Genomic DNA, 23,797 nt, shown 5'->3' with positions numbered 1-23,797 from the left:
CGTGAGGTCGATGCCAGCCCCGGGGGCAGGGGCTGGCGTCCGGCCCGCCGGGCTGACTTCAGGACGGCAAGTTCTCCTGCTTGCGCAGGAAACCCTGGTTGGCGCCGTTACGATTCGGCGAGAAGCCATTGGCCTGAAGCGTCTCTTCCACGGTGTCGTAGAAGACCCCAAGCTTGAGGATTTCCCGTGTCTGCTTGGCTGTGGCGATGGGACGACCGAATTCGCGGGAGATGCGCACCAACTGCTTGATTTGCTCGACGGAGCTCATCTTTCCAGTGCGGGACTGGTTCCAGAGCACGTCCTCGATGCCGCAACGAACGTGCAGGCCCAGCGCGATGCCGATCATGTTGATGGGCAGCACATTCAACACCGAACTCTCGACCGTTACCACGGCGCCGTCCGGCACGGCACGCAGCATATTTGCCAGGTTGAAGATGTTCGCCTGATCCATGCCGCCACTGATGGCCACCCAGTTCATCACCAGCGGCCCCTTGTAGACGCCGCGGCGAATCATTCGCTCGATCGTTTCGAAGCTGTTGATGTTGTAGCACTGGAACTCGCTCTGGATGCCGGCAGCGGTCAGACGACGGATGTGCTCCTCGGCCCAGCTTGGGTTCGAGGGCACGACCATGTCCTTGTAGGTCTTGTAGAGATGCGGAAAGCCGCGCGAGACACCCTTGAAGTCGTCGAGGCCGGCATGTTCCGTCACGTTCATCTGTGAAGTGTTGACGGTGACCGTCACCTGGTCGGGTTTCGGATCGAGCTCGGCGAGCATGTGTCGCGTGTCATCGCTGAGCCATTTGGCGTCCTGGCCCTCTTCCGGCGCGAAGCTGATGGAGCCGCCCACCTGGATCACCATATCCGGCACGGCGGCGCGCACGCCCGCAATCAGCTCATTGAACATCGACAGACGCTTGCTGCCCTTGCCGTTGGCCTCGCGCACGTGCAGATGCAGCACTCTGGCGCCGGCTTCGTAGCAGTCCACCGCCTTCTGGATCTGTTCTTCCATGGTGACCGGAATGTCTTCCGGGAAATCTTCGGGAATCCAGCCCGGCGCATACGGTGCGGCGGTGATGATCAGCGGTTGCTGGTTCTCGGGGTACAGGTGGCCGTCAAGGAAATGCATGGATGGGTCTCCGGATGAATGATGAATAGCGGGGATGGCGAACGGGATGCTCCCCAGGGAAGGGCAACCGTCAGATTGCGAAAATGGACGAACCGACGATCTTGCGAGCCTCAAGGTCGCGATGCGCCTGCACGGCATCCTCCAGCGCGTAGCGGCGATTGATGTCGATGCGAATGCGGCCAGCGGCCACGTGGCCGAACAGCTCATCGACCAACTCCGCCTTTTCGGCGGGATCGGCGATGTAGTCGGCCAGGCCCGGTCGCGTCAGATACGCGGAGCCCTTGCGGGCCAGAATTGCCGGGTCAAATGCAGGGACGGCTCCGGAGGCGAAGCCCACGCAGACCAGCAGGCCACGGCGCTTGAGTGAGTCCAGCGACGACATAAAGGTGTCCTTGCCCACGCTGTCGAAGACCACGGACACGCCTACGCCATCCGTCAGTTCCCGCACGCGCTTGGCCACGTCTTCATGGCTGTAGTTGATGGTGTGGTCGCAACCATGGGCGCGCGCCACTTCGGCCTTGGCGTCGGTAGAAACCGTTCCGATGACGGTCAGCCCCAGCAATTTGGCCCATTGCGAGATGATCAGGCCGGCACCACCCGCGGCCGCATGGAGCAAGATGGTGTCGCCGGCCTTGAAGGGATAGATCCGGCGCATCAAGTACGCGGCTGACAATCCCCGCATGGTCATGGCCGCCGCGACTTCGCAACTGATGGCTTCCGGCAGCTTGATCAGCGGGTCGGCGGAGATCAATCGGTCGGTGCTGTAGGCGCCCAGCGTGGGTGTAAAGCCCGTATAGGTTACGCGGTCGCCGACGGCAAGATGCGTGACGCCGCTACCGACGGCCTCGATCACGCCGGCGGCTTCGTTGCCAATGCTGCTGGGCAGGGGAACCTTGTAGAGGCCGCTGCGAAAGTAGGTGTCAGCAAAGTTCAGACCGACCGCCACGTGACGGACACGGACCTCGCCCGGTCCCGGCTCACCAACCGTGGCGTTCTCAAAACGAAGGACGTCGGGCCCGCCCGTTTCATAAATCCTGACGACTTTCGCCATGTGGTCTCCTGTCTGCTGTCGAATATGGAGGTCCACCTGCGGCGTGCGGATCGAGCGCGTCAGATGGACAACCTGTGTGGTGAATCATCTGATCTGGCCAAGCTTTCCGCTTTTCCGTGCATGTCTTGAACTTTCCCTTTTGCGACAGGGATATGGCTGGCGTGGTCACGTTGGGGTAATCGGCTCGCGGGCGCGCTGCCGCCGCATTCGCACCCGTCAACGTTGAGCGTGCCGGTCGCGGCGATGGCCCAGCGTGTGCTGATTTCGTCATGCCGTCGGGCCGCAGGGCAGGTAAGGCGTGCAAGACGCGGCCGCGCATCTATAATCCGGCATGACTTCTTCAGCCCCTACCTCATTCGCCACGCTGCCGCTGTCCGCGGCCATGCAGGCTACCCTCGTCCAGCTCGGCTACGACGCCATGACGCCGATCCAGGCCGCCAGCCTGCCGCTCGCGCTGGCTGGTCACGACCTCATCGCCCAGGCCCGCACCGGCAGCGGCAAGACCGCAGCGTTCGCGCTCTCACTGCTGCATCGTCTCGATCCGCGTCCGCTCGACGTACAGGCGCTGGTGCTCTGTCCCACACGTGAACTGGCCGATCAGGTCACACAGGAGATCCGTCGTCTCGCCCGCGCGGAGGACAACGTCAAGGTGCTGACGCTCAGTGGCGGCACGCCAATCCGGCCGCAGGTGGAGAGCCTTGTTCACGGCGCGCACGTTGTCGTAGGCACGCCGGGCCGCATCATCGATCACCTCGATCGCGGAAGCCTGAATATCGATGCGATCAACACGCTGGTGCTCGATGAAGCGGACCGCATGCTCGACATGGGCTTTCACGATGACATCGCATTTATCGCCAGCCACGCACCGAAGGACCGGCAGACGCTGCTGTTCTCGGCCACCTATCCGGCTGCCATCGACAAGCTCGCCCATCGCTTCCTGCGCCAGCCGAAGACGGTGAAGGTGGAGGAGGCGCACGACGCGGCCACCATCACCCAACGCTTCTACGAGGTGGAGGAGGGCGATCGTCTCAACGCCGTCGGCCGATTGCTCGACCATTTCCGCCCGGCCACCACACTCGCCTTCTGTAATACGAAGGCGCGCTGCCGCGATCTGGCCGACCTGCTGCGCGCGCAGGGATATGCCGCGCTTGAACTGCACGGTGACCTCGATCAGCGCGATCGCGACCAGGTGCTGGTGCAGTTTGCTAACCGGAGCTGCTCGGTGCTGGTAGCTACCGACGTGGCCGCACGCGGGCTCGACATCGCGCAGCTGGAAGCCGTGATCAACGTGGACGTGACGCCCGACCCCGAGGTCCATGTCCACCGCGTCGGCCGTACCGGACGCGCTGGCGAAGCAGGCTCGGCCTTCAGCCTCGTCAGCCTGGATGAAATGGGTCGCGTCGGCAACATCGAGCAGCACCAGGGCGGTGAGTTCGAATGGCACGCGCTTGACGAACTGAAGCCGTCAGGCGGCGGACGTCTGCTGCCGCCAATGGTCACGCTGCAGATGCTGGGTGGGCGCAAGGAGAAGATCCGGCCCGGCGACATCCTCGGCGCGCTGACCGGAGAGGCTGGCTTCACAAAGGAGCAGATCGGCAAGATCAGCGTGATGGAGATGTCGACCTATATCGCCGTGGACCGCGCCATCGGTCGCGAGGCGGTGAAACGGCTGAACGAAGGCAAGGTGAAGGGCCGCAAGGTGAGAGTGAGAATGCTGACGACCGATCAGCGGTAACTCGGCTGAGCCATACCAGCGAGCCTGGCGCAGCGGTGATCAGGATATGTGCGACTGATCCGATCGCAAACGCCAGGTCGCCGGCTCTACCGTCACCATAAGGTCGACACGCAGGGGTTCGAGCGCCGGTCTTGCTGCACCTGACCCCGTGATCCGGTGGGCTTAGTGCGGTATGGCCCCGTAGACGGCCCGGATTGCGGCGATAAAAGCTGTCGATGATTCCAGCGATCCATTGCGTGCCGCCACAGTCTTGCCCGCCTCTGCCGAAGCGCCGCGAGGCGCCGAATCAGGACTCGAAGAGAACTTCACTACGCTCAGTTCTTTTTTCGGATTGATGTAGATCTTCTGCCCGAACCGGCCGCTCGCCTCCACGGAGCCATCGCCATCGTTCACCTGATACCAGTAGTCACCATATGCGTAGCCCGACCGGCCAGCCGCGAGGCGGCCCGTGGCGAACCCGGCCTGGTTTCCGCGCGGGTGCAATGCGGCACGGACAGCTTGAACAGGAATGCCCGCGTCGGCATCCCCGGCCTGCGCGCGCCGGACTGCGTCGGCAAAACGGGCCGCATCGCGCAAGGTCGTGCTCAGGCCACCGCTTGCCATTTCTGTTCCGAGTGAGTCGACCTGAATGTAAGCGTCGTCCTGGGCCAGCTTCGACCAGACCGTTTCCTGCGCCAGTTCCGCCCACGATTTGCCAGAGATTCTGCGCATCGCCCATGCAACAGCTTCCGGCGATCCGTTCTGGTAGAACCAGTAATCTCCCGTAACAGCCCTCTTGTCGGTGGAGACGGTCTTGAGGAAGTCATAGATATTGTCTGGCGCACCCGCGCGACGCGGGATGATTCCGACCGCGCCGAACAATCCCAGATCGGGCGGAAGCTCTGGCGAATACGCGACGGGCACTTCCATGTCGAGGTTCTGCGCGACCGTGGCGTCGCCGAATGGATTGCCCACCAACTCAGGCACATAGGTGGCCAGCCTTGCTTCGGGGTTAAGCCTGCCATCGACGATCAGCATGGCCGCCATCAGGCCCGTGAGCGATTTGGTCATCGACGCCCAGATGTGCGGCTGCGCAGGTCCGAAGCCATCCAGGTACCGTTCAAAGACAATCTGGCCTTTGTGCAGCACGATGAAGCCATCGGTGTGGGTGTCCCGAAGGTAATCGGACAATTTGACTGACTGTCCTTCCACATTGAACTGCACGTCATCGAGACTTGCTGCCGGCCGCTCCGGCAGAGTCATTGGCGTTGAAGCGTGCCGAACTCCCGCCGTCGGCGAGGTCTCGCGCGCATGACGGAAGGCCCAGCGCATATATGGTGGCTGGAATGCGTTGGTCTTGGTCACACGCATGGCTGGAGACGGCGGAAAGCCCTCCATGACATCGACGTCCTTCCGGTCGTTGCTCTGGCCCAGCGACTGTGCCGCGACCCCGCCCGTCACGGCGAGGAGCGCTATCGTGGCGATTGCCCTGCACTTGCGCTGCCAATGAATGCGGTGGCGAGGCACGGTGTCCATTCTTTCTCCTTTGCAAAGCATGCTCCGGAGTATGAAAGCGAGGATTCTGCCTAACAAGAAACCGAGGGGCATCGAGTCATAACTGATGGGAATCCCCTGCGGTGCGGATTCAAGTGTCATCTCTTTTCAGGAAATGCCCCGTTCGCCACGCTGGAAGCATCATTTAGCGGATGGGCATGGTGCTACCTAGACTATCTGGGGGGCAATACTCCGCGTGTGAGTATGTGCTCACAGCAAGGCACAAGAAGACACAAGAAGGGGGTGCCATGAAATCCGCAATTTCCTATCTGGCTGCGCAATTCTGCTTGCTCTTCACACTCGGGTGTCTGTCACCCGACGGACTGGCGCAGGTCGCCCGGACCGAAGTCATTCCCGTACCGACTGTCACCATGTCGGACCAGGAATTTCTGGCCGGAGTCGAGGGCGGGCGGCCTGCAACGATTGCGGGCGAACTTCGGCTCCCCAAGGCCGGGGCGGACCGGCTCCCACTGGTGATTCTGCTGCATGGCTCAGGCGGCATCGGTAGTTCGGTGACCGACTGGGAGCAGGATCTTCTGGGGATGGGCGTCGCGACGTTTGTCCTTGACAGCTTTTCTGCCCGTGGCATCACCAGCACGATCAACGACCAGACTCAGCTACCTCGCCTGGCGCAAATGGAAGACGCCTTTCGCGCGCTCGCGATTCTTTCAAGGCACCCGCGTATCGACCCGACGAGAATCATGCTCGTGGGTTTTTCGCGAGGCGGGCAGAATGCGCTTTATGCAAGCCTGAAACGGTTTCACCGATTGCACGCGTCACCCGGAACCGAGTTCGCGGCCTACGTCGCCTTCTATCCCGACTGCTCCTATACGTATCGCGAAGACGATGACCTTGTTGCAAAGCCATTAAGAATTCTCCAGGGCAGCGCAGACAACTACGACCCGGTTGGCCCGTGCCGCGCATATGTCGATCGGCTAAAGGCGAAGGGTAACGATGCGATGTTGATCGAGTATCCAAAGGCCAATCATGCCTTCGATTCGCGGGCGCTCGCGTCGGCCGTGCAGCTTCCGCGCGCGCAAACAACGCGGCATTGCAGGACGATGGAGTTGGAGAATGGGTTGCTGGTCAACGCCCAGACCAGCAAGCCTTTTACCTACGATGACCCGTGCGTCGAGCGGGGCGTGACCGTCGCCTATGATGAGCAGGCAGCAAGGGAGGCGAGGCAGGCGCTTCACGAGTTGGTGATCGCGGTGCTAAAGCCGGGTGCCGTCGCAACCGTAACGCGCCCGTGATCGTAGTGGCAATTGCCAAGGCGCCAGGCGCCCGCGGTTGCCCAGACGGCGCGGACGCGCTGAAGTAGTGCGGCTGTAGACGGCCCGTCACCCGAAGCAGAAAGCCCGGCGCGGCCTTGCGGCGGCACCGGGCGGGTTCATGGCGTCAAACGAGGGATGAGGGCTACTTGTCGGAGTCGGACTTGGCGCCGTCCACGAAGGGGTCGAACTTGCCGGTGCGCGCGCCGTCGGTGTACGGGTCATACTTGCCCGCCTTCGCGCCCTCGGTGTACGGGTCGGCCTTCTGGTCCGGCACCAGATTGGATTGCGCCGACGTGTTCGCGCCCTGGGTGTAGGGATCGAACTTGTCGCCGGTCCTGGCGCCATCGGTGTACGGGTTGTACTGATCCGACTTCGCGCCTTGCGTGTAGGGGTCGAACTGCTTCTTGTCCTGGGCATGTGCCATCGGCGCGGCCGCCACGGCCGCCGTGGCAACAATCAGGCTGGTGAGGAGGATCTTGCGCATAGTCGCCTCGCGAGATGGGCGCGAATCACTTGCCTGGCCGGGTGCGCCCAGAATGTCATCGGGCAGGCGGCATGACGCGGAGGTCAGTCCCTTGCAGCATAGTCGTTACAACGAAGAACGACGATCTCCGCGTGATGCCGCCAGAACGAATCTGCAACCGTTGGTTACGTCGACGACGCGGCTTTACCCTTGCGCGGATGTGGCGTCTCGCGGATGGACGCAGCGGGAACGTCTTCGACCTCGCCCTTCGGTGCTGCGGCAGGCATATCGGTGACGGCCGCTGGCATCAGTGACAACGGTGTTGGCAGCACCGGCAGCCCGAACATGTGACCCCAGGCATCCATCCATGCGCGCTGCGTGGAAGCCGTCAGTTCGATCATGGCCGTGGCGTAGCGCAGCGGGATCGACAGGAGCGGGATCTGGCACGACCATTCGCGCACGTAAAAGTCCTCGGGGTCCTGCGGCACGAAGCATGATGCCCAGTCGAACTGGACTTCCTCGAACATTGAACGCGTGAAGTCGGCATTGAGGCCCATGAATTTGTGCCAGCTCTCCATTGCGCTGTGATCGAACGACGTCAAGGCCTGGAAAGAGAATGTCGGCATCGGCCACAACGTTGCGGCAGCCGGTGGAGTGCTTTGCATGGTGGAAGCTCCGTTTGGATACACGTGGTGATCAATAGCGTGGCAAGCGAGGACTGTGCCTGCCATCTGCCGGTCATCTGGCGGGTGACGGTGCAGCGCGGTGACGGTAGCGTCACCGCGCTGCACGGCGAGGACGATGTCGACATGCTCGACCATCGTGCCCACCCGGTCAACCCGCGTACAAGGCACAATACCGGGGGCTTGTGACAGGAGAGGAAATGGAACTGCGGCAGTTGCGCTACTTCGTGCATGTGGTGGAGCTTGGCAGCATGGGGCAGGCGGCCCAGCGACTGGGCGTCGTCACGTCCGCGTTGAGCCAGCAGATCAGCCGCCTCGAGAGCGAGCTATCCACGCGACTGCTGCAGCGCACGTCGAGCGGCGTGGTGCCGACCGACGCGGGTCTGGCCTTCTGGCGTCAGGCGCAACTGGCGCTGCGCCACGCGGACGATGCCGCGCGCGCGGCGCGGACGGCGCGGCTGTCGGGCCACGTCAGCGTGGGCATGGCACCGAGCACGCTGGCGGTGCTGGGGCCTCCGTTCATGGTCGCGATGCGCGAGCGTTATCCCGATATCCGTCTTCATCTGGTCGAAAGCCTCTCCGGCAACCTGGCTTCGATGATTGGCGCGCGCCAGCTTGACCTGGCCGTGCTGTTCCAGCTCGAAGCGGGTCAGCGCTGGAGCACCACGCCATTGCTCGAAGAGCGGCTTTTCCTGATCGCGCGCCCCGATCAGCCCGGCTTGCCAGCGGCAAATGCGGTGCGGCTCGAGGACATCGGCGACATCCCGCTGATTCTGCCCAGCAGCGCGCACGGTCTGCGTGCCGTGCTGAACGCGGCCGCGGCCCGTCACCAGCGTGCGCTGAACGTGGTGGCCGAAATCGACGGGCTGGCCGTACTGATGGACGCCGTGCGCGCCGGCATTGGCGCGACGATTCAGCCTGGCGCCGCCGTGGCGCGCCATCTGGGCGACCCGCTGGCGCTGATCGAGATCGCCGATGCCAGCGTCAGGCGTCCGAACCTGCTGGTCAGCCTGTCGGACGACGAACTGTCGCCGGCCGGCCTGGCAGCGCGAGGCGTGCTCGAATCAGTGGCCCGCCAACTGGTCACGGCCGAACGCTGGCCCGGCGCCACCCTTCACAAATCCTGAACACCTCCCGCCGGCACGGGGCTGGTGCAGGCTTCGCCACCTTCGTAAAGTCTCAGGGATCAGGCATTTCAGAATTCCATAGTTCCCCGAGGAGACTCGCATGACCCCATGCATGGCGCGCCGCACGGCGCTCAGGATGCTGGCGGGGGCGGCCATTGTCGTGGCCGCCGTCCCGACCGGCTCCGCATTTGCCGCCGACCACTGGCCGTCGAAGCCGATCACGCTCGTTGTGCCGTTCGCGTCGGGCGGCACCACGGACATCATCGGCCGTGCGGTCGGACAACGGCTGGGCGAGGCGCTTGGCCAGCCCGTGGTGGTCGATAACCGTCCCGGCGCGGGTGGCACCATCGGCGGCGCGCTGGTAGCGCGTGCGAATCCGGACGGCTACACGTTCCTGCTGGCGACCGTGGCTCACACCATGGCCCCCGGCATCTACAAGACGCTGCCGTACGATTTCCAGAAGGATCTGGAGCCGATCGGCATGGTGGCGCTGACGCCCAACGTCGTGCTGGTGAACACGTCGATTCCCGCCAGGAACGTGCAGGAACTGATCGCCTACATCAAGGCCAATCCGGGCAAGGTGAACTACGGTTCGGCGGGCATCGGCAGCACCGAGCACCTGTCCGGCGAGCTGTTCCGCTCGGCCACGGGCACCGATATCTCGCACGTGCCCTACAAAGGCGGCGCGCCGATGATGACCGACCTGATCGCGGGCCAGATCCAGATGGCGATCGAGACCAGCCCGTCGGCGAATCCGCACGTGAAGAGCGGCAAGGTCAAGGCGCTGGCCGTCACGTCGGCCAAGCGTTCGCCCGCCTATCCTGGCGTGCCGACGGTGGCGGAAAGCGGCGTGCCCGGCTACGAGGTGACCACGTGGTATGCGCTGATGGCGCCGCGCGGCACCCCGGAGCCGATTCGCCAGCGTATGAGCGCGGAACTTGCCAAGGTGCTGAAGCAGTCGGACGTGCAGAAGCGCTTCGACGATCAGGGCGTGACGGCTGGCGACATGACGCCGCCGCAGCTTGCCGCCTTCATCAAGACGGAAACCACCAAGTGGACCAAGGTGGCGAAGGATTCGGGCGCGAAGGCCGAGTAATCAGCGGTACGGCATCGGGGTGGTCATATCCCCGGTGCCGCCAGGGGTATAGGGCTACAGGGCGCGCCGGATTTCCGACACACCGAACGCCGCCAGCGCCACGCCGGCCGCGCGATCAATCCATTGGCGCACGCGCATCCCCAGCGCATGACGGGCGCCACTGACGATCGTCACCAGCACGCACCACCACAGGATCGAGCCGCAGAACACGCCGAGCACCGTTGTCATCGCGATCGGGGTCGAGAACGCGCCACGCGGCGCCAGTGTGGCGAACAACGCGGCGAACATGATGATCGTCTGCGGGTTGGTGAGCGTCAGCAGCAGCGCGCTGCCAAAGGCCCGCGCGCCGTAGCCATTGCTGTTCAGCGTAGCCGCCTGGTCGGTCGGCTTCTGCAGGAACGTGCGCAGCCCCAGGTAGACCAGGAACAGCCCGGCGGCCAGATGCAGTGGCTTGTCGTAGGCCAGCATGAATTGCGAGACGCCTACCAGCCCCAACGCCGCCACCAGTCCGTAGATCGCATCGCCGCAGGCAATGCCGAAGCCGATGGCCAGCCCGGCGCGGGGCCCGTCGGTCAGCGTCCGCCGGATGCAGAGCATTCCCATCGGGCCGACGGGGGCGGCCACGGCCAGACCCACGCCGGCAGCGGTCAGGAACAGGGCAGGTAGCGACATGCGGGGGCTCCGGGGTCAATACGTTGGGAAATGATTCGGCGGCGTATCACCGGTGGGTTGGTCGATTCTAGCCGTCAGGCCACCGCTTGCGGCGTGGCCCGCGTCATCAGTTGCGCCAGTTCCACAGCGGGCATGGGCCGCCCGAACAGCCATCCCTGGCCGTAGTCGACGCCCTGCTCGCGCAGGAAGTCGGCCTGCATCTTGTCCTCGATGCCCTCGGCGATGACCTGCAGGCCGAGCGACTGCGCCATCGCGATGATGTGCGGCGCCACGGTACTCGACGCGGCCTCCTGGCCGATCGTGTCGACGAACGACTTGTCGATCTTGAGCGCATCGACCTTGAAGCTCTGCAAGTACGACAGGCTCGAATAGCCGGTGCCGAAGTCGTCGATATAGACCGGATGTCCGGCATCGCGAAATGCCTGGATCGTGTCGCGGGCCACGTCGGGCTCCAGAAAGCCGCGCTCGGTGGCCTCGATGCGGATCTGCTGGGGCGCGATGCCTGAGCCGCGCAGCCGCGCATTGAGCACGCTCAGAAAGCGCCGGCTCTTGAGGTCTTCCACGCCGACGTTGATCGACACGTAGAACGACGGGAACCGGCGCAGCAGCGTGCCGAGTTCCGACAGGATAATGTCCAGCACCTGGTCGGTGATCTGCTGGATCAGACCAGCGTTCTCCGCCATCGGAATAAACAGGTTGGGCCGCACGAGCCTGCCGTTGCGGCGCCAGCGGACCAGCGCCTCCACGCCCACCCAGTGGTTGTCCGCCAGCGAGGCAATCGGCTGGTAATGCACTGCCATCTCGTGGCGGCGCACGGCGCTGCGCAGTTCGCCTTCCAGGCTGAAGCGCCGTGTGGCCCGTCGCCAGACCAGGATGCCGAGCGGCACGCCGGCGGACAGTCCCACCACCAGCCCGCCGATCAGCAGCGATTTCCAGTTGGCCAGCAACGCCGCGCGCGGGGCAAGCACCACGACCGCCAGCGGCATGTTGCGTGATTTACGCAGGACGATCGAGGCGTCGTCTTCCTGCGCGGCGTCGGCGCCTGACCCATATGAGTGTTCCGAGTAGGCCTGCTGCAGCCGCGTCAGGTTCGCGCCCTGCGTTGCCGAGAAGATACGGCCGGCGTCGGTCTGCACCACGGCCAGCATTCGCGATTCGCGATCGACGACATCGACGAAGACCTGCGAGTCGAGCCCGACGTTGTTGCCGTTGCGGCCGATCAGCACCACGTGGCGCTGGGCATTGAACGGGACGGGCTGGTCGAACCAGTAGTCCAGCCCGTCAGGCGTGCGCCAGTCGGGCGGCGGCAAGGGGAGCTGTCCAGGCTCGATGGGGCCAAGCAGCGCCGAGCAAAGCCGTTTGCCGGCGCGATAGATGCCGGCGTCCTGAATATAGGAATAGGTGTAGGTGATGCGGCGAAGCTGGACCAGGTTGGCGGGTGTGCATGGCTCCTCCCGGAGCATTTCCATATCCTGCAGCGCATTGATTGCCTGCGTCATGACCAGTTCGGCCCGCCGGGTCGCGGCATCGGCAAACACGCTTAGTTGGTCTGCCTCGCGCCGGTTCGCCTCGAGCTGCGCCATGAACACACCGATTCCCACGGGAAACAGCGTGGCCAACGTCGTCAGCACGATCGTCACCACCAGGAACCAGCTTCGCTGCATCGGGGGCCCTCACGAGACTACGCTGCACGCGGCGCCTTCGGTGGGCGCCATCCATTGACCAACTAGTACTGAGCGGAGGTGAGCTGCAACAGGGAAATCATTGCCGTTGTGGGGAGCATAGCGAACAATTGCCGATCATGTCTGATACTTTTTTCGGCGGCGGCAAGCGCCCGGACGCCGCTACCATGGGTTTGGCGGCGGCAATCCGTACAGCGTAGGGGATTTGACTGCACCCGGTATATCCGTCATGCGGGTGAGACGGAACCGGGGCGGTGGGGCGGGATGCTACTTCTGGAGATGCTGGCCGGGAACGATCGCCTCGACGCGGGCCATGCCTTCGGCAGGCACCATGGATTCGCCGAAGCCGCCGGGTGCGCCGGGTGGTGGCCCCGGCGGATGGCCTGGCTCGCGCGGCGCCGTGGCGGTGGGATCAACCACCAGGGTCAGCGCGATCACATACCGGTCGCGGGCTTCGCGCACGGCGCCCAGCACGGTATCGCCGGCCATCAGCGCGATACCGTCATTGCGGTTGAGGACTTCGCGCACGCCCTTGCGGCGGTATGTCGGCAGTTGCGTATAGAGATACTCGCTGAGCGCATCGGGCAGGAAACACTGCGTAGTCAGCAATGTACGGCTGCCGTCGATTACCTTCATATGCAGATGCGTGGCGCGCCCCGCGTACCAACCGGGGTAGATGGTGCGGAACACCGCCACGCCGTCGGCGCCCACCGGCTGGCTTCCGCGCAGGAATGTGCGGTCCCGCATGGACACGCGCTGGCCGTGGTCATCCACCTGGCCCGCATAGCCGGAATAGACCCCCGAGGCATTGCAGTGCCAGAGGTCGACGCGCCTGCCCGCGAGCGGCCGGCCATGCATGTCGACCACCGTGAAGCGGACCTCCACCGGCACGCCTGGCTGGCCTTCGGTGATGTCCTGGCGGACCTTGCCGGCATCGAAGTAGAACGGCCCCTCGGTGGTCTGCGCGGTGAGGGGCAGAGGCGTGGCGGGCGTTTGCGCCGTGGCCATGCGCGATGCGGCCATCAGGCCGGCGCCGCCAAGCCCCATGGCCAGCAGATGACGGCGGCGCCCCGAGGGCTGGGGCCGAGAGTCTTCGGGCATCACACGTTCCGTTAGGGCGATGAAGATGTGGGATGCCAGTGTAGTCCGGGCCGGGGCGCGCAGTATTTCTGCCTGGTGTCGACCCGGCTACACTTCGGATCGCGAAGTCAGACGGCGGATTTCAGCACCGCGCCGGTGGCGAAGAAGCTCTGGAGGTTGTCGAATACCAGATCGGCCATGGCGGCACGGGTCTCATGCGTGCCGCTGGCCACGTGCGGCAGCAGCACCACGTTGTCGAGCGCGAACAATGCTTCGGGCACGTGCGGCTCGCGCTCGAACACGTCGAGCCCTGCGCCCGCGATGCGCTTGTCGGTCAGCGCGCTGACGAGCGCGGCTTCGTCCACCACCGTGCCGCGTGCGATGTTGATCAGATAGCCCTGCGGCCCGAGTGCCTCCAGCACGCTGGCCGAGATCAGGTGCCGCGTGGACGGGCCACCCGACGTCGCTACCACCAGGAAGTCCGCCCAGCTCGCCAGGGCTTCGAGCGACGGCTCAAAACCGTAGTCGACACCGTCCTGCGGCTTGCGGCCGAAGTAGCGCACCTCCATGTCGAATCCGATCGAACGCCTGGCGATGACCCGTCCGATGCGGCCCATACCGACGATGCCCAGACGCTTGCCGCTGACGCGCGTGGTCAGCGGATACGGGCCCTTGGGCCATTCGCCGCGCCGCACGAAGCGGTCCGCGGCGCTGACCTGTCGCGCGGCGTCCATCAGCAGCGCGAACGCGGTGTCCGCCACGCAGTCGTTGAGCACGTCCGGCGTGTAGCCGACCGCGATGCCGCGCGCGCGGGCCGTCTCCAGATCGAGCTTGTCGGTGCCCACGCCGAAGCTCGAGATCACGCGCAGGTTCGGCAGAGCGGCCAGCATCGCGGCATCGACGCCGATCGCGGCGCGCGTGGTCATCGCCACGAACTCGCCACCGTGTTTTGCCAGATAGCCGGCGGGATCGGTCTCGGCCCAGAACGGATGGATATCGAACTGCTCGGCAAGCTGGGCTTCGGTCTTTTCCGGGAGTCGGCCATGCTGAAGGAGGCGGGGTTTCATGCGAGAAGAGTCCTGTGTTATCGGTGTTTTGGCTGGGTGCGGGTTAGTCCGCGCTCAGATGATTATCGGCGATGATCTTTGCATAACGCTTTCGGTCCTGGGCGATGATGGCGGCGAACTGCTGCGGCGTATTGCCCACTGGAATCGCGCCTTGCTCAATGAGTTGCTTCTTCACGTCGGGAATGACCACCACCTGCTTCACGCTGGCGGCGATCTTGTCGACGATCTCCTTCGGCGTGCCGGCCGGCGCCAGCAGTCCCACCCATGAGCCCGACTCCGCGTTCTGGATGCCGGCTTCGGCCAGCGTCGGCACATCTGGCATCGACGGCGAGCGCACAGTGCCGGTCACGGCCAGCGCGCGCAGCTTGCCGGCCTTTACGTGGCCGGTAGTTTCGAGGATCGACGCGAACAACATGTCGACGTTGCCGGCCATCAGGTCGGTCATCGCCGCACCGCCGCCCTTGTATGGGACGTGGAGCATGTCGGTGCTGGTCGCCGCCTTGAAGATCTCGCCAGACAGATGCGGCGAGCCGCCGGTGCCTGAACTGGCAAACGTTAGCTTGCCCGGCTTGGCCTTGGCCAGCGCCACGAGTTCCTTCGGCGTATTCGCGGGCAGGCCCGGCGTGACCACGAGCGCAAATGGCAACTCGGCCATCATCGTCACCGGGACGAAGCCGTCAGGGTTGTAGGAGAGCTTCTTGTACAGGAACGGATTGATCGATTGCGTGCCGACGTTGCCCGCCACCAGCGTGTAGCCATCGGGTTTGGCGCGCGCGGTGAGTTCCAGGCCAACGTTGCCGGCCGCGCCGGGGCGGTTGTCGACGACCACCGGTTGTCCCCAGAGCTGCGACAGGCGCTGGGCTACAAGGCGCGTGCCGATGTCAGTGCCGCCACCGGGGGTGAACGGCACGATGATTGTCACGGCGCGTGTGGGCCAGTTCGTCTGCGCGGGGGCGGTGACGGAGAGCGTGGCGGCGCAAAGCGCCACGGCAAGGCGGGCTGTCTTCAACATGGGGTCTCCCGATCTTTATCGTTATCGTTTGTGATGCGCTCCCCTCGCCCACGTTGTGGGAGAGGGGAGACCGAACGCGTTACCGCCTGTTTTCCTTCCGCCAGACCGCGAAATCCTCGCGCGCTTTTTCGGTGGTGGGCGGATACAGCCCGATGATCGAGCGGCCCTTGCGTACCTCCTCGGTCACGAAGTCCTCGAACGCGGTCATCTCCACCGCTTCGGCGGCGATGTCCTCCACCATTTCCTGCGGGATCACGACCACGCCTTCCGCGTCGCCGACGATCACATCGCCGGGAAACACCGCCACATCGCCGCAGCCGATCGGCACGTTGAATTCCAGCGCCTGGTGGAGCGTGAGATTGGTCGGGGCAGATGGGCGATGGTGATAGGCGGGCATCGCCATCTGCGCGATTTCAGGAGAATCGCGGAAGCCGCCGTCGGTCACGATGCCGGCGCCGCCACGTTGCATCAGTCGGGTCACCAGGATCGAGCCCGCGGATGCGGCGCGCGCGTCTTTCCTGCTGTCGATGACCAGCACCGCGCCGGGCGGGCATTGCTCGATGGCCTGGCGTTGCGGATGGTTCGGGTCCTGGAACACGGTGATCGGATTCAGGTCCTCGCGCGCCGGGATATAGCGCAGCGTGAACGCTTCGCCGACCATCGTGCCGGGGTTGGACTGGATCGGCCGCACGTCCTGGATGAACTGGTTGCGCAGCCCGCGCTTGAACAGCGCGGTGCACAGCGTGGCGGTGCTGACGGTTTTCAGCGCGGCGCGCAGGGCAGGGGTGAGCTCGGACATGGCGGGTTCAGTAGATGCTCGGTTCGCCGGCGGCTTCGCCGAAGTCGGTTTGCAGGAAATCGAAATCGCAGCCGTCGTTGGCCTGGCGGATATGGCGAGAGAACATCCAGCCGTAGCCGCGCGAGTAGCGGGGCGGCGGCGGTTGCCATGCCGCGCGGCGGCGTTCGAGCTCTTCGTCGGAGACTTCCAGATGGATGCTGCGCCGGTCGATGTCGACCGTGATCAGGTCACCGGTTTGCACCAGCGCGAACGGCCCGCCGATGTACGCTTCCGGCGCCACGTGCAGGATGCAGGCGCCGTAGCTCGTGCCACTCATCCGCGCGTCGGACATGCGCAGCATGTCGCGCACGCCCTGCTTCACGAGCTTCTTCGGAATCGGCAGCATCCCCCACTCGGGCATGCCTGGCCCGCCCTGCGGCCCCGCATTGCGCAGGATCAGCACATGATCGGCCGTAACGTCGAGGTCTTCGTCCTCGACCGCTGCCTTCATCGACGGGTAGTCGTCGAACACGAGCGCCGGACCGGTATGTTTGAAGAACCGTTTTTCGCACGCGCTCGGCTTGATCACGCAGCCGTCCGGTGCGATGTTGCCGCGCAGGACGGCCAGCGCGCCTTCCTGGTAGAGCGCGTTGTCGCGCGTGCGGATCACGTCGTCGTTGTAGACCTCGGCCCCGGCGATGTTCTCGCCCAGCGTGCGGCCGGTGACGGTCAGCGTGTCGAGATGCAGCTTGTCCCGGATACGGCCCATCAGCGAGGGCAGCCCGCCCGCGTAGAAGAAGTCTTCCATCAGGTACTTGTCGCCGCTGGGCCGAATGTTGGCGATCACGGGCACGTGGCGGCTCATGCGGTCGAAATCGTCGAGACCGATGTCATGGCCCGCGCGGCGCGCCATGCTGATGACGTGGATGATCGCGTTGGTCGAGCAGCCCATGGCCATGGCCACCGCGATGGCGTTTTCGAACGCACGGTGCGTCTGGATGCGTGCGGGCGTCAGGTCTTCCCAGACCATCTCCACGATGCGGCGACCCGATTCGGAACACATGCGGATATGATTGGCGTCCGCCGCCGGAATCGACGACGCACCCGGCAGCGTCATGCCAATGGTTTCGGCGATCGCCGTCATCGTGCTGGCGGTGCCCATCGTCATGCACGTGCCGTGGCTGCGCGCGATGCCGCCCTCGATGCCGATCCACTCGGCCTTGCTGATGTTGCCGGCGCGGCGTTCGTCCCAGTACTTCCATCCATCGGAACCGGAGCCGAGCACCGTGCCCTTGTAGTTGCCGCGCAGCATTGGCCCGGCCGGCACGTAGATCGCCGGCACGCCGGCGCTGGTGGCGCCCATCAGCAGGCCCGGCGTGGTCTTGTCGCAGCCACCCATCAGCACGGCCCCGTCGATCGGGTGGGAGCGGATCAGCTCCTCGGCCTCGATCGCCAGCAGGTTGCGGTAGAGCATGGTGGTCGGCTTGACCGAGCTCTCGGACAAAGAAATGGCCGGTAGCTCCACGGGGAAACCACCGGCCTGCAGGATGCCGCGCTTGACGTCTTCCACGCGCTGCTTGAAGTGCGCGTGGCACGGGTTGATGTCGGACCACGTATTGATGATGGCGATGAGCGGCTTGCCCATCCATTCATCGGGCGAGTAGCCCATTTGCATGATCCGTGAGCGGTGCCCGGATGAGCGCAGATCGTCAGGCGCGAACCAGCGCGCGCTGCGGAGTGCGTCCGGCGTCTTTCTGTGAGCCGTCATCTTGTCTCTTCCACGTTGGTATTCGTCATAGTCGTCAGTTGTCATACGACTATTGGCTGGCACAGTGTACTCACCGACGCAACCGGGCGTCAATGCAAGTCAGATATGTGGCGGTTGGGATTGCGCGACAGAAAATTCGCCCTATGCTCCACATTCAAGGCGCATCGGGCGTGAAAATTTGTCATGAATATCGCGAAATTGATAGATTTCAGATATTCATTTCTCGGTAATCAATGATGTCGAGAGTCGTGATTTCGAGCAGCGAGCAGCTCGGCCAGGTGCTTCAGGGCGCGCGGAAGATCGCCGGGCTTTCCCAGGCAGATGCCGCAGCCCGGCTGGCCATCAGCCAGAGCCGCATTTCGCACCTGGAACTCAACCCCGAGACGATCAGCGTGGCGCAACTGCTGGCGCTGCTGGCAGCCTATGACCTCGACCTGTTCGTGGAGCCGCGCGCGTTGGATGACAAGCCGGACGACAAGCTGGACCCCAAGCCGGGCACCACCTTGAGCGACGCGGAGATCGACAGGCTGGAGTGGTGAGGTCGTGAGGTTGTGCGGTTGTGCGGTTGTCAGGTTAGGGGGCTGGGTGGTTCAGGGCAGGTAGCCCAGCAGGCGCCACCAGAGATAGTCCAGCGGCAGCAGCGCCACGATCGTGATGGCCGCCATGGTCAGGCACAGGCGCGTGCCGTGCCGCAGGCCCACGCCGCCCAGTTGCATCGCGATCATGATCGGCGGTGACTGGTACGGGAAGAATACGGTGGAGAACACCGGCACCTGCAGCATCAGCACGGATTCAAGCGGCAATCCGGTGGCCTTCGCCAGATCGGCGGCAAGTGGCGTCAGCACGGCCGGCAGGGCCGGCAGCGTGGACAACATGCCGATGACCGCGCCCATCGCGCCAATCGTGCCGACATTCGCCGCGGTGTGGCCGGGCGTCATCGGCAGCCAGTGCAGCAGCCCCGCGCTGATCGCGCTGCCCAGGCCCGTCGATTCGACCACCGCGCCCAGCCCCAGGAAGCCAGCCACGTAGATCAGCGGTACCAGGTGGACCTGCTCGGTCATGGCCTTGGGTGATACCAGCCCGATGCCCGGCAGCAGGCAGATGATGCACGCAGCCAGCGAGATCCACGCGGGCGATACGCCATGCCAGGCATCCGTGGCAAAGCCCGCCACGGCCAGCGCCAGGATGATCGCCAGCGCGCGCTCCTGCGGCCCCATCTGCGTGCGGACGCTGGCGGCTTGCGGCGCGATCGGCCCGCTGTCCGGGAACATGCGGCAGATTACCCAGATCAGCACCACGGTCTTCAGCACGCCGAGCACCGGGAAGTGCAGCAGCAGATAGCTGCCGTAGCTCAGGTTGATGCCATAGAGCGAACTGGCAGCGCCCAAGAGCACGCTGTTCGGAATATTGGCGGGCAGGATCGACGTAGGCGGCATGTAGCTCGCGGCCGCCACGGTCAGCACCATGCCGATGCGGCCGTTGGAGCCGGGCGCGAAGCCAAGGCGGTCGGCCAGCGCCAGCACGATCGGCATCAGCAGCAGCACGCGGCCCGTGGTGGAGGGCATCAGGAAGGCCAGGCCCACCGCGCTGAGCGCCACCGTGGTGATCACCTGCGGATAGGTGCCAACGCGCTTGTGGAAGATGATGTCGGCCAGCCGCAGCGCCAGTCCCGTGTTGCGCAACGCCACGCCGGTGACGGCGCCACCAAACATCAGCCACCACGCGGTGGATGTGAACCCCGAGAACACCACCTTTGGCGGGGCAATATGGAACACCACCGCGGCAAGGAAGAAGAGCAGTGTGGCGGTGGGCTCAGGTAGCGCCCCGACTGCCCAGCAGCACACCGTCGACAACACCAGCGCGCCGGCCCAGATCAGCGCAGGCGGCGCCTGCAGCCACTGCCCTGCGATCCATACCACGCTGATGCACGCGGCGATCAGCAATGCCGCGCGGATCGAATCGGCGGGCCGGCCGCCGAGCGGCGCAGGTTTGGGTGATGGGGTTTCCTGCAATGGCGCGGTGTTGTCGGGCTGGCCGGTATGGCCGGGAGAGGTTGACATCGGGGTTGTCTCGCTGGCTGCCGGGCGCAACGTGGCGCCGGCCTTGTTCTGATGATGGTGCGGTGCCGCTATCGTAGTGGTTGTCCTACTGTGCAGGCAACTGCCCATGCACTCCCGCGTCATTGGCGGGTCTTGGGTCTTGCTTGGCGGTCTTGCTTAGCGGGTCTTGCGAAACGTCAGGTTGATTCGCTCGCTTCCGGTCAACGCATGATCGCCGTCGGCCAGCGGGGCGATGCCGTGGAAGACCAGCCTGGATGGTCCACCCCAGACCACCACGTCACCATGCGCGAGCCGGAATCGGCCCGGCCGGTCGGCGCGACGCAATCCACCCCAGAGGAAGACGGCCGGCAGGCCCATTGAGACAGAAACGATCGGTGCGCGCAGATCGAGTTCGTCGCGATCCTGATGCAGCGACAGGCGCGTGCCCGGCAGATAGCGGTTGATCAGGCAGGCATCGGGTGCAAAACCGGGATAGCCAGCCGCTTCCGCCGCGTGTTCGGCCAACGACCGGAACACGGCAGGCATGGCCGGCCACGGCCGTCCTGACTCCGGATCGACCGCATCGTAGCGATACCCGGTGCGATCGGACACCCAGCCACGCTCGCCGCAATTGGTCATGGCCACCGACATGCGCAGGCCGCCCGGCGTGATCAGATGGCGGAACGGCGCCTCGGCACTGATCGTCTGCACGGCGGCGAGCAGTTCCGGCCCCGCATCCCGCGCGAATCCATGCAACACCACGGCGCCCGGCGCAAGCGTCTCCACGGCAGGCGGGGCGTTGGAATCGGCGGGAAGGGCGTCGAAGAGGTCGAAGGTCATGGCGGGCATTTCGGGTACCTGGGATGGTACCCGGGATCGCAGTTGCCGTTCACCCGCCCGTCACGCCTACTTGCCACCCACCTTCGCCAACCCCTCCAGCAATGCCTTGTGGAACGCCTGCGGATCCTGCATCTGTGGCGCGTGGCCCATGTCGGGGAATTCGACCAGTGTCGTGTTCGGAATCGCCCTGGCCGTCGCTTTCGCAAGTTCGGGGTAGTGGCCGAGCTTCGCCTGCACGTCTGGCGGCGCGGCGTCCTTGGCGATGGCGGTGGTGTCCCGGTCTCCGATCATCAGCAGGGTCGGGGCCTGGATCGCGCTCATCTCATAGACCACGGGTTGCGTATAGATCATGTCGTAGAGCAGTGCCGAGTTCCACGCAACGATCTGCTTGCCCGGGCCGCGGTTCATGCCGGCCAGCATCTGCACCCAGGGCTCGTACTCGGGCTTCCACTGGTTCACGTAGTACGTCGATTTCTCGTAATTGCGAATCCGGTCGGCTGTCACGTTGAGTTCGCGCGCGTACCACTGGTCCACCGACAGCGACGGCACGCCCTTGGCCTTCCAGTCTTCCAGGCCGATCGGGTTGACCAGCACCAGTTGCGCGGTTTCCTTCGGATACATCAATGCATAGCGCATCGCCAGCATGCCGCCCGTGGAATGGCCGATTACGGTGACGTCGTGCACGCCGATCGAGGCCAGCAGATCGTGGGTATTGCGCGCGAGTTGCTGGAACGAATACTGGTAATGCGGCGGTTTGGTCGATTTGCAGAAGCCGATCTGATCGGGGGCAATCACGCGGTAGCCGGCGGCGGTGAGCTGCTGGATGCTCTCCTGCCACGTGGCAGCGCAAAAATTCTTGCCATGCAGCAGTACCACGGCGCGGCCGTTCGGCTTCTCCGGCTTGACGTCTATGTAGGCCATCTCGAGCGGCTGCCCTTGCGAACTGAAGCGATATTGCTGAACCGGATAGGGGTAATCGAATCCCTCGAGTTGGGGACCGTAGGCCGGGCCGCTATCGGCGGTCTGGGCAGCGTGGGCAGCTTGGGCGAGTGGGACGGAGAGGGCGATGGCTGCGAGCAGCAGCGGACGGACTTTGAGCATGGTGCGCAAGGGGGCGTGCGGATCGGGAGGGGAATCGTCGCACAAATGCCCATGTCGTGCTTGGGCGGCCCCTCGGCCTTCGTGGGCGAAGGCGTGCGTGCCGGCGCACGCATCAAGCGCGAGTTGTGTTCCCCCTCTCTCTCATGAAATGGGAGAGAGGGGGAAACCGTGAGGCAGTCGAATCAGGCAAACGTATCGACTTCCCCACGCGCCAGCACGCGCGGTGCGCGAGGCGCTGCCGCCGTTGCCTGGACTGGCGCATCCTGCGTCAGCCCGGCGGCCTGCGCGAATGCGCTGCCGCTGCCCGGTTGGCGTTGTTGCTGCTGGCCGCCGTTGCCAGCCTGGGCGAAACCATCGCTGCCGACAGACGTTTGGCCAAGCTGGATACCGGCTTCGGCCATCGACGTGCGCAGGTGCGGCAGCGCGGCTTCCACCGCGGCGCGCACGGCCTGGTGCGGAGAGACGAACTGGGCCTGGGCCTGATCGTTGACCACATTGAGCACGACCTTGAGCGGGCCGAGGTTCGGCGGGTTCAGGTCGAGTTCGGCGGTCTGGCTGCCTTGCGTGGAGAGTCGCACCATCTGCTGGCCCAGTGCCTGAGCCCACTGGCTGTCGCCGAGATTCGGTGCGACTGCCGGGCGTGCCGCTGCTGCGGCGGCTGTGGCCTGTGCGGCGTTCGTCTGGGATTGCGCGGACAGGGCCGATGCCAGCATGGCAGCGCTGCTCGGATTCGTGGCGCCGGTGTCGGTGCCTTCACCCGTGCGTGCGCTGGCCTGTGCCATGGCATATGGCGTGGCGATGGGCGTCTGGCTGGCTTGCGTCGTGTCGGCTTGCAAGGTCGGTTGCGCGCCGTGGCCGAGGCCGGTCTGTTGCTGGCCAGCGTTCTGGCCGCGTGCGTCCTGCGCGCCCGTCTGTGTGCCCGTCTGTGCCGGGTTGTTGAGCGCGGCGGCGATCTTGTCAGCGGCGGTCGGCGTGCTGTTCTGCGCAGCCGCGCGCTGCTGGGCGATCGTGGCCAGCGTGTCCGCCGGGCTTGGCGTGGTCCCCTTGGCGGCAGTGCCCGCGGTAGTCGTGGCCGATTGCGCGTCGGCGGCCTGAGCCAGCAGCGTGGCGGCGTCGGTCGCCGGGTTTGCTTGCGTAGCGGTCGTGGTGGCGGCCGTCTGAGCGGCGAGCGGGAGGCCGTTGGCTCCGGCCAATCCGGCACCATTGGCGGCTGCATCAGCGGCCGCGCCACCGGTCAGTGCCGTCGTGGCGGGCGCGGCCTGCTGTGCCAGCATCGCGGCGGCCAGGGCTGCTGCGGCAGCCTGCGCGTCGCTCGAGGGTGTCGAGCCATCGTCGCTGGCTTGCGTGCTGTCGTCTTTCTTGCCGGTCGTGGCGTTGGTCTTGCCGTTGTCTTTCTGCTGCGGTGTGCTGGAAGCGCCCGACGTACTGGCCTGCGTAGTCTGCTGCCGCGTGTTTTGCGATGCGTCTTCCTTCGGCGCGCTGGTCTGGCTTGAGTCCCTGGGCTTGCTGGCGACCGGTTGCGCGCTCTGCGGGGCGCTATCACGCGCGCGCGAAAGCGCGTCCTGGAATGCCTTGGCGTCCGCGGCGGCGGTGCTGGCGGCGTTGGACTGCGTCAGGGTCTTGAGGGCGGCGTTGGCGGTGTTACCGATAAGCTGGCTGATATCGATCAT

22 protein-coding genes are annotated in these 23,797 nt (G+C 65.0%); 6 read left to right on the top strand and 16 right to left on the bottom strand.

Annotated elements, in window-relative coordinates:
• Positions 1 to 58: 58 nt before the first annotated feature.
• Together RMET_RS27035 and RMET_RS27030 are read right to left on the bottom strand one after the other, a co-directional pair.
• The gene (locus RMET_RS27035) at positions 59 to 1,126 is read right to left on the bottom strand and encodes a beta-keto acid cleavage family enzyme (RefSeq protein ID WP_008644170.1); all 1,068 of its coding nucleotides are present in this window, start codon (positions 1,124 to 1,126) and stop codon (positions 59 to 61) included.
• Positions 1,127 to 1,196: 70 nt separating this feature from the next.
• Entirely contained in the window at positions 1,197 to 2,177 is a 981-nt protein-coding gene (locus RMET_RS27030) for a quinone oxidoreductase family protein (protein ID WP_011519690.1), read from the bottom strand.
• A gap of 331 nt (positions 2,178 to 2,508) precedes the next feature.
• Here RMET_RS27030 and dbpA point away from each other — a divergent pair, with 331 nt between their 5' ends.
• A complete protein-coding gene (gene dbpA, locus RMET_RS27025) occupies positions 2,509 to 3,912 on the top strand; it encodes an ATP-dependent RNA helicase DbpA (protein WP_011519689.1) in 1,404 nt (467 codons plus the stop codon).
• 162 nt (positions 3,913 to 4,074) lie between these two features.
• On the opposite strand, the gene RMET_RS27020 is transcribed toward dbpA, so the two are convergent.
• Entirely contained in the window at positions 4,075 to 5,427 is a 1,353-nt protein-coding gene (locus tag RMET_RS27020; protein ID WP_011519688.1) for a serine hydrolase domain-containing protein, read from the bottom strand.
• A gap of 266 nt (positions 5,428 to 5,693) precedes the next feature.
• Here RMET_RS27020 and RMET_RS27015 point away from each other — a divergent pair, with 266 nt between their 5' ends.
• On the top strand, positions 5,694 to 6,698 hold the full coding sequence (locus RMET_RS27015; RefSeq protein ID WP_011519687.1) for a dienelactone hydrolase family protein: 1,005 nt from the start codon (positions 5,694 to 5,696) through the stop codon (positions 6,696 to 6,698).
• Between the two features lie 163 nt (positions 6,699 to 6,861).
• Here the strand turns inward: RMET_RS27015 and RMET_RS27010 are convergent, their stop codons facing one another.
• On the bottom strand, positions 6,862 to 7,203 hold the full coding sequence (locus RMET_RS27010; RefSeq protein WP_011519686.1) for a hypothetical protein: 342 nt from the start codon (positions 7,201 to 7,203) through the stop codon (positions 6,862 to 6,864).
• 164 nt (positions 7,204 to 7,367) lie between these two features.
• Complete coding sequence (locus RMET_RS27005) at positions 7,368 to 7,847, bottom strand: polyhydroxyalkanoate granule-associated phasin (RefSeq protein ID WP_035821776.1); 480 nt, start codon at positions 7,845 to 7,847, stop codon at positions 7,368 to 7,370.
• A gap of 27 nt (positions 7,848 to 7,874) precedes the next feature.
• On the opposite strand from RMET_RS27005, the gene RMET_RS33770 reads away from it, so the two are divergent.
• The 3 genes from RMET_RS33770 (at position 7,875) to RMET_RS26990 (ending at position 10,088) form a co-directional block, all read left to right on the top strand.
• Positions 7,875 to 8,054: a hypothetical protein gene (locus tag RMET_RS33770; protein WP_152560240.1), complete on the top strand. Its 180-nt coding sequence runs from the start codon at positions 7,875 to 7,877 to the stop codon at positions 8,052 to 8,054.
• Between the two features lie 11 nt (positions 8,055 to 8,065).
• The gene (locus tag RMET_RS26995) at positions 8,066 to 8,992 is read left to right on the top strand and encodes a LysR family transcriptional regulator (RefSeq protein WP_011519684.1); all 927 of its coding nucleotides are present in this window, start codon (positions 8,066 to 8,068) and stop codon (positions 8,990 to 8,992) included.
• Positions 8,993 to 9,092: 100 nt separating this feature from the next.
• Positions 9,093 to 10,088 (top strand): Bug family tripartite tricarboxylate transporter substrate binding protein, encoded by a 996-nt coding sequence (locus RMET_RS26990; protein ID WP_011519683.1) that lies wholly within the window; start codon positions 9,093 to 9,095, stop codon positions 10,086 to 10,088.
• Between the two features lie 54 nt (positions 10,089 to 10,142).
• Here the strand turns inward: RMET_RS26990 and RMET_RS26985 are convergent, their stop codons facing one another.
• The 7 genes from RMET_RS26985 to araD form a co-directional block, all read right to left on the bottom strand.
• Positions 10,143 to 10,760, bottom strand: a complete 618-nt coding sequence (locus RMET_RS26985) for a LysE family translocator (protein ID WP_011519682.1) — start codon at positions 10,758 to 10,760, stop codon at positions 10,143 to 10,145.
• A 74-nt stretch (positions 10,761 to 10,834) separates the two neighbouring features.
• On the bottom strand, positions 10,835 to 12,424 hold the full coding sequence (locus tag RMET_RS26980) for an EAL domain-containing protein (protein ID WP_011519681.1): 1,590 nt from the start codon (positions 12,422 to 12,424) through the stop codon (positions 10,835 to 10,837).
• Positions 12,425 to 12,709: 285 nt separating this feature from the next.
• Complete coding sequence (locus RMET_RS26975; RefSeq protein WP_011519680.1) at positions 12,710 to 13,543, bottom strand: intradiol ring-cleavage dioxygenase; 834 nt, start codon at positions 13,541 to 13,543, stop codon at positions 12,710 to 12,712.
• A gap of 107 nt (positions 13,544 to 13,650) precedes the next feature.
• Positions 13,651 to 14,589: a 2-hydroxyacid dehydrogenase gene (locus RMET_RS26970; protein WP_011519679.1), complete on the bottom strand. Its 939-nt coding sequence runs from the start codon at positions 14,587 to 14,589 to the stop codon at positions 13,651 to 13,653.
• Positions 14,590 to 14,632: 43 nt separating this feature from the next.
• Positions 14,633 to 15,601, bottom strand: coding sequence for a Bug family tripartite tricarboxylate transporter substrate binding protein (locus RMET_RS26965; protein WP_011519678.1), 969 nt, complete (start codon positions 15,599 to 15,601; stop codon positions 14,633 to 14,635).
• A gap of 79 nt (positions 15,602 to 15,680) precedes the next feature.
• Complete coding sequence (locus RMET_RS26960) at positions 15,681 to 16,400, bottom strand: ribonuclease activity regulator RraA (RefSeq protein ID WP_011519677.1); 720 nt, start codon at positions 16,398 to 16,400, stop codon at positions 15,681 to 15,683.
• A gap of 7 nt (positions 16,401 to 16,407) precedes the next feature.
• Entirely contained in the window at positions 16,408 to 18,147 is a 1,740-nt protein-coding gene (gene araD, locus RMET_RS26955; protein WP_029310012.1) for an L-arabinonate dehydratase, read from the bottom strand.
• Positions 18,148 to 18,395: 248 nt separating this feature from the next.
• Between araD and RMET_RS26950 the strand changes: the two genes are divergently transcribed.
• Complete coding sequence (locus RMET_RS26950; protein WP_322790412.1) at positions 18,396 to 18,686, top strand: helix-turn-helix domain-containing protein; 291 nt, start codon at positions 18,396 to 18,398, stop codon at positions 18,684 to 18,686.
• 51 nt (positions 18,687 to 18,737) lie between these two features.
• Here the strand turns inward: RMET_RS26950 and RMET_RS26945 are convergent, their stop codons facing one another.
• The 4 genes from RMET_RS26945 to RMET_RS26930 form a co-directional block, all read right to left on the bottom strand.
• On the bottom strand, positions 18,738 to 20,207 hold the full coding sequence (locus RMET_RS26945) for an SLC13 family permease (protein ID WP_029310013.1): 1,470 nt from the start codon (positions 20,205 to 20,207) through the stop codon (positions 18,738 to 18,740).
• A gap of 156 nt (positions 20,208 to 20,363) precedes the next feature.
• Complete coding sequence (gene alkB, locus RMET_RS26940) at positions 20,364 to 21,026, bottom strand: DNA oxidative demethylase AlkB (protein WP_029310014.1); 663 nt, start codon at positions 21,024 to 21,026, stop codon at positions 20,364 to 20,366.
• Between the two features lie 66 nt (positions 21,027 to 21,092).
• On the bottom strand, positions 21,093 to 22,127 hold the full coding sequence (locus tag RMET_RS26935; protein ID WP_011519672.1) for an alpha/beta fold hydrolase: 1,035 nt from the start codon (positions 22,125 to 22,127) through the stop codon (positions 21,093 to 21,095).
• 182 nt (positions 22,128 to 22,309) lie between these two features.
• The gene (locus RMET_RS26930) at positions 22,310 to 23,797 is read right to left on the bottom strand and encodes a flagellar hook-length control protein FliK (protein WP_011519671.1); all 1,488 of its coding nucleotides are present in this window, start codon (positions 23,795 to 23,797) and stop codon (positions 22,310 to 22,312) included.

It is taken from the genome of Cupriavidus metallidurans CH34, assembly GCF_000196015.1.
Lineage (GTDB): Bacteria > Pseudomonadota > Gammaproteobacteria > Burkholderiales > Burkholderiaceae > Cupriavidus > Cupriavidus metallidurans.
Note: the sequence above shows the minus strand (reverse complement) of the source record. Positions and strands in the feature narration are given on the sequence as shown.

Bases quoted from the DNA above. Each gene is read 5' to 3' on its own strand.
- RMET_RS27035 (WP_008644170.1), bottom strand. From the start codon at position 1,126: ATGCATTTCCTTGACGGCCACCTGTACCCCGAGAACCAGCAACCGCTG.
- RMET_RS27030 (WP_011519690.1), bottom strand. From the start codon at position 2,177: ATGGCGAAAGTCGTCAGGATTTATGAAACGGGCGGGCCCGACGTCCTT.
- dbpA (WP_011519689.1), top strand. From the start codon at position 2,509: ATGACTTCTTCAGCCCCTACCTCATTCGCCACGCTGCCGCTGTCCGCG.
- RMET_RS27020 (WP_011519688.1), bottom strand. From the start codon at position 5,427: ATGGACACCGTGCCTCGCCACCGCATTCATTGGCAGCGCAAGTGCAGG.
- RMET_RS27015 (WP_011519687.1), top strand. From the start codon at position 5,694: ATGAAATCCGCAATTTCCTATCTGGCTGCGCAATTCTGCTTGCTCTTC.
- RMET_RS27010 (WP_011519686.1), bottom strand. From the start codon at position 7,203: ATGCGCAAGATCCTCCTCACCAGCCTGATTGTTGCCACGGCGGCCGTG.
- RMET_RS27005 (WP_035821776.1), bottom strand. From the start codon at position 7,847: ATGCAAAGCACTCCACCGGCTGCCGCAACGTTGTGGCCGATGCCGACA.
- RMET_RS26995 (WP_011519684.1), top strand. From the start codon at position 8,066: ATGGAACTGCGGCAGTTGCGCTACTTCGTGCATGTGGTGGAGCTTGGC.
- RMET_RS26990 (WP_011519683.1), top strand. From the start codon at position 9,093: ATGACCCCATGCATGGCGCGCCGCACGGCGCTCAGGATGCTGGCGGGG.
- RMET_RS26985 (WP_011519682.1), bottom strand. From the start codon at position 10,760: ATGTCGCTACCTGCCCTGTTCCTGACCGCTGCCGGCGTGGGTCTGGCC.
- RMET_RS26980 (WP_011519681.1), bottom strand. From the start codon at position 12,424: ATGCAGCGAAGCTGGTTCCTGGTGGTGACGATCGTGCTGACGACGTTG.
- RMET_RS26975 (WP_011519680.1), bottom strand. From the start codon at position 13,543: ATGCCCGAAGACTCTCGGCCCCAGCCCTCGGGGCGCCGCCGTCATCTG.
- RMET_RS26970 (WP_011519679.1), bottom strand. From the start codon at position 14,589: ATGAAACCCCGCCTCCTTCAGCATGGCCGACTCCCGGAAAAGACCGAA.
- RMET_RS26965 (WP_011519678.1), bottom strand. From the start codon at position 15,601: ATGTTGAAGACAGCCCGCCTTGCCGTGGCGCTTTGCGCCGCCACGCTC.
- RMET_RS26960 (WP_011519677.1), bottom strand. From the start codon at position 16,400: ATGTCCGAGCTCACCCCTGCCCTGCGCGCCGCGCTGAAAACCGTCAGC.
- araD (WP_029310012.1), bottom strand. From the start codon at position 18,147: ATGACGGCTCACAGAAAGACGCCGGACGCACTCCGCAGCGCGCGCTGG.
- RMET_RS26945 (WP_029310013.1), bottom strand. From the start codon at position 20,207: ATGTCAACCTCTCCCGGCCATACCGGCCAGCCCGACAACACCGCGCCA.
- alkB (WP_029310014.1), bottom strand. From the start codon at position 21,026: ATGACCTTCGACCTCTTCGACGCCCTTCCCGCCGATTCCAACGCCCCG.
- RMET_RS26935 (WP_011519672.1), bottom strand. From the start codon at position 22,127: ATGCTCAAAGTCCGTCCGCTGCTGCTCGCAGCCATCGCCCTCTCCGTC.
- RMET_RS26930 (WP_011519671.1), bottom strand. From the start codon at position 23,797: ATGATCGATATCAGCCAGCTTATCGGTAACACCGCCAACGCCGCCCTC.